The following is a 3166-nucleotide window of genomic DNA, read 5'->3' as shown; positions in this document are numbered from 1 at the left end:
TGAGAGGAAGAAGTTCTAAGGGATTAAGCAATAATGCAGCCTAAGATCTCGATTGTTACTGTGGTATATAACGATGTTTCTCACATCGTTGCAACTATGGATTCTGTATTGTGTCAGGATTATCCGTATATTGAGTATATCCTTGTTGATGGGTGTAGTAGCGATGGCACAACCCAGAGCATAGAATCCACAATCACTTCTCTAGCAACTATCACGCATAGGGAAGTTAAAGCAGATTCTCTTTATTTTGAAGCACAATTAGATTCTAACCCTAATTTTAGTTTTAAGTTTTTAAGTGAGCGTGATAGCGGAATCTATGATGCGATGAATAAAGGCATAGATCTCGCTACTGGGGAGTGGTGTAATTTTATGAATTGTGGAGATATGTTTTTTAGTAAGGAGAGTGTGTCTAATCTTTTTATAACATATCAAGAATATTTGGCTAATGGTGGAAAAAAGGCGATAGTTATTTATGGGGATACGCAGATTATCTATGATGCAGAGCATACCAAAACTATTCATGCTGCGCCAAATGAGCGTAAAAATGCCCATAAATACCATCATCATTTTATTCATCAAAGTGCGTTTATAGATTCTGTAACAATGAAACGTTATAGGTATAATACATATTTTAAAATTGCTGGTGATACGGACTTTTTTACTAAAGTGCATAATGCGGGATTTCTTTTTTGGCATGGTGCAGTGGTTGTGAGTGCATTTAATGTCGATGGAGTTTCTGGATCGCTTTCTTGGCGTATGTTTTGGGAAGATTTACAAATAGGGACGCGCTATCATAAGCTTTTCCCTATTTATTATGCTTTGCGGTATGTATTTTGGATTATTCCGCGTGTTATTGTGCGAAATGCAATTCCTAGAAAATTTCGCAACCAAGCAAGAGTTTTGTTAGGAAAAACAAAGCAATAAATTTTTGTTTAGATATTTATAACAGCAGATATATTTTGGGAGGGAGAGTGTATGATACGAAAGACATTAAGAGGTTTTCTTATGCTTAAGTTTCAAAATTTTGGCTTTTCTCATCATATTTGCCACGCTAAAGGGGCGGATACAGATTATCGACTTCAATCACCCACTTCAAATGCCAAAACAAGGCTCCTTCATCTTGCTTCAGATTCTTATCGTGGTGGGGCTGAAAGCGTATTTCGTAACACCATTGAACAAACCATGACTCTTCCAAATTATGAGATTTTTATTGCTAGTTGTGATACATTACAGACTTTACCAAAGGGCGTAGATTCTCAACATTTTTTGATGCTTGATGATTGGGCAATGTATTCTAAGCCTATAGGTGCCATCAAGTATATTTTCAATTTGAAAAATTATCGATTGTTAAAACGCTTTTTATTTGCTACACATCCTGATATTATTCATACCCAAAATTATCTTTCTCGTCTAAGTCCAAGTGTTCTTTTTGCTCTTCGTGCTTATAAACATAGATTTCCACACATTAAACTTATTTTTACACAACATAATTTTGGTGTTTGTCCTAATGGGGGTTTATATAATTACAAACAAAAAGCGATTTGTGAGGAATGTATAAGACACTCAAAATTTCGTATTATGTGGAAAAATTGTGATAGGAGAGGGAGAGTATATTCAATCTTGAAGGGCTTACGAACGATTTTTTATTGTGGAATTTTGATGCGAGAAAATAATCTTTTTGATAAGATTCTTTGTGTGAGCGAGTTTCAATACCAAAAACATATAGATGATGGTCTTAATAAGAAAAAATTAGAAGTATTACAAAACCCTATACAAATGCAATTTTATAATCCTAATGTGTGTTTGGAAGACAAAGAAGATCTCATTGTATTCTTTGGTAGGCTTGCACCAGAAAAAAATGTTCCACTTCTTATTGAAGCATTTGCAAAACTTATACAAAAACCGGAATTTTCATCATACAAGCTTTGTATTATAGGTGACGGAGATGATAAAGAATATTGCAAAGGTCTTGCACACAAGCTTTTGGATTCGCATTCTACAAAAAGCTCAAAAGAAATTCCAAATTGTATATTTTTGGGTAGGCGAACACCGATGGAGATTGCAAAAATTTTAAAAAAAGCTAAGCTTTCAGTTATGCCTTCATTGTGGTATGAAACTTTTGGATTAGTTATTGTGGAATCTATTCTTGCTGGAGTTATACCTTTAGTTTCTCGTATTGGAGCATTGAAAGAAACAATTGAATATTTTTGTGGCAGTAGTTTTATCTTTGAAGTTGATCCCAGGCTATCTTACCAAGACCGCTTTAAAAACAATGTGAGAAATCTTGAGGTAATGATTGCTTCTAATCTGCAATCTTATGAGGAAATTTGGCAGAATTTTGTCACAAAACGGCAGGAAATCATAGAAAATCTTCATGATGCTAAATATTTGGATAGGCTTATTAAAATCTATCGCCTTGGGGGGGGGGGAATTTATTGTAATTGATATATTATTCTTATTGGGTTATTTGTATGATCGCTACTTGATTATATTTTTAGATTCGCAATTTCCTATGATTTTAAGATCCATTTTACGTTGCGCTAAGATTGTTGTAATGCCTACAAAATGTTATGAGACATTTGGATTAACCATTGCAGAATCTGCTTTGAGTGGAACAATCCCACTTGTGAGTGGGATTGGTGCATATAAAGATACCGCGAGAGAGTTCTGTGGTATTTGTTTTGATTTGCATGATGGCGTGATGGATTTAATTGCTAAAATGTCTGAAATTTTAGGTGATTATTCAAGGTTTTGGCAAGAGTTTGAATCTAAAAGGTCAATCATCATTCAAGATTTGTTAGCACAAAACTACCTCTCAAATCTGATTGGTGTTTATATCGATTCTTAAAATAATTCTTGATGATTACAAGGACAGAATTTACAAAACCCTCCCAAAATATGCTAAAATTATCAACCTTACACAAAATTACCATATCAAAGAAGGACATATGCAGTTTGAAATGTTGTACTCTAAGATTCATCGTGCGCGAGTAAGCGATGCAAATCTTGAGTATGTTGGATCTATTACGATTGAAAAATCTCTCGCACAAAGTGCCAAACTTAAAGAGGGTATGAAAGTTGATGTGTTAAATATCAACAATGGTGAGCGTTTTAGCACATATGTGATTTATGGAGATAAAGAGGGTGAGATTTGTATCAATGGTGC

Annotated in this window: 4 protein-coding genes; all 4 read left to right on the top strand. The window is 34.3% G+C overall.

Features of this window, described 5'->3' with window-relative positions; all coding sequences use genetic code 11:
• The first annotated feature begins 33 nt into the window (after positions 1 to 33).
• The gene (locus tag C6H22_RS07240) at positions 34 to 924 is read left to right on the top strand and encodes a glycosyltransferase (RefSeq protein ID WP_233707082.1); all 891 of its coding nucleotides are present in this window, start codon (positions 34 to 36) and stop codon (positions 922 to 924) included.
• A 51-nt stretch (positions 925 to 975) separates the two neighbouring features.
• Positions 976 to 2445, top strand: coding sequence for a glycosyltransferase family 4 protein (locus C6H22_RS07235; RefSeq protein ID WP_104694632.1), 1470 nt, complete (start codon positions 976 to 978; stop codon positions 2443 to 2445).
• A complete protein-coding gene (locus C6H22_RS08690) occupies positions 2375 to 2848 on the top strand; it encodes a glycosyltransferase (protein WP_158654665.1) in 474 nt (157 codons plus the stop codon). The genes C6H22_RS07235 and C6H22_RS08690 overlap by 71 nt, the downstream gene beginning before the upstream one ends.
• A gap of 100 nt (positions 2849 to 2948) precedes the next feature.
• The coding region (locus C6H22_RS07225; protein WP_199769822.1) for an aspartate 1-decarboxylase at positions 2949 to 3166 on the top strand (218 nt) is incomplete at its 3' end.

It is taken from the genome of Helicobacter equorum (assembly GCF_900198655.1).
GTDB classification, from domain to species: Bacteria; Campylobacterota; Campylobacteria; order Campylobacterales; family Helicobacteraceae; genus Helicobacter_F; species Helicobacter_F equorum.
This window is presented reverse-complemented; position numbering and strand designations above follow the sequence as displayed.

Excerpts from the sequence above, each read along its gene's own strand:
- C6H22_RS07240 (WP_233707082.1), top strand. The coding sequence starts at position 34 with ATGCAGCCTAAGATCTCGATTGTTACTGTGGTATATAACGATGTTTCT.
- C6H22_RS07235 (WP_104694632.1), top strand. The coding sequence starts at position 976 with ATGATACGAAAGACATTAAGAGGTTTTCTTATGCTTAAGTTTCAAAAT.
- C6H22_RS08690 (WP_158654665.1), top strand. The coding sequence starts at position 2,375 with ATGATGCTAAATATTTGGATAGGCTTATTAAAATCTATCGCCTTGGGG.